Annotated in this window: 1 protein-coding gene; it reads right to left on the reverse strand. The window is 47.9% G+C overall.

What is annotated here, in order from left to right; all coding sequences use genetic code 11:
• Positions 1-365: 365 nt before the first annotated feature.
• Positions 366-1,329 (reverse strand): Ig-like domain-containing protein (locus AB204_RS19865; protein ID WP_047965121.1); only part of this gene is annotated, 964 nt, incomplete at its 5' end.

A 1,329-nucleotide genomic window follows, 5' to 3' on the forward strand; every position in this document is an offset into this window, starting at 1 on the left:
GTTAAATTTTTCTTTCCATCATAATAACCAATATTTATTTATATTTAACTAACTGTTTCATTAGTGAGGGCGAATAACCCGTTAAGAACACCCCAATCGATCGATACCTGTCAGTTCAGAGATGAGAAAAACGTCATGCATGGAGACGGATTGCTCGAGAAAACTTGTTGTCCCAAAGAGATAACTACTTGAAGTGATAATAATTTTTTTGGGGAGGGGAACCTGTATCTGAATCAGGATCACCACTGGATGTAATGCCGTATCCAAGAAAAGGCATTCAAAACGAAGAAAAAATAGCGGCGTTTCAATTGACTACCCAAACAGCCGCTCATTTCTCTTATAGGTAAAATAATGGAACACGCTATTCAGTACTGCTGCTTACCACACGCAAATGCCGTCGTAGCCCAACTATTTCGCATCCACCGGTCTGTTTCTGCCCAAAACGCCCATTTCGCCTGATGCTCTGCTGAACCGGAGCTGGCAGCCAGATAATCCGTGGAGGTCACATAAAATTCCCGCGTCCAGCCATCATAAAGATAAAAGTTCCCCCATTCCTCATAGAGCTGTTCCAGCGCATATTTGGAGGCAATCCGGCTACCGAGTGATTTGCAAAGCTGTTTCGCATTTGAATAAAAATCTTTCGTCAGGCCGGAGCGCTCAAACCAGGTATAACCAGCTAAAGTCAGTACCACCTGTTGCCCTGCTTCATCCGTTCCCGTGAGTCTTACACCATCCGGGTTCTGCTGCACCAATACCGTATCACCCGATACCGTGACTGCGGGAGAATCACTCTGCCAGCTTACCCGGCCTGTATTACCTGTCGTGATAAGACGAAATTTTGCACCATGCCAGAAAATGGAAGGTCCTCTGGTGCCAAACGATTTCTGGTTGGCATTGCCGCCCTGGCGGTCAACGGCAACGGTATCAACCAGGCGTAATGGCAGGATAAATTCCACAGAGGAGACGACTGGCTGCTCACCCACTTCAGCGGTGACCGAAGCCTGTCCAGCATGATGACTGACAAGGATTGCTGTTGCATTTCCCTGACTGTCTGTCCCGTCTTCTACAAAAATCATCTCGCCAAGATTGCCAGACCAGTCAACCGCTTTATCCGCAAGCCCTTGCCCATGAATATCGGTGACGGTGACAGTAAAAGTCACCTGATCTTCGCCATCCGCCGCGGCACGGGTTTTATTGACCCGAATAGTAGATAATAACACTTCATCAAAGGTGACAATGGGGGCGGCTACCTTATGATCGCCGACTTGGATCTGAACCTGGTGCTCCCCTGCAAACGTGCTACTCAGCTGAACCTGCGCTTGTCCCTGA

The organism is Xenorhabdus khoisanae, from assembly GCF_001037465.1.
Classification (GTDB): Bacteria; Pseudomonadota; Gammaproteobacteria; order Enterobacterales; family Enterobacteriaceae; genus Xenorhabdus; species Xenorhabdus khoisanae.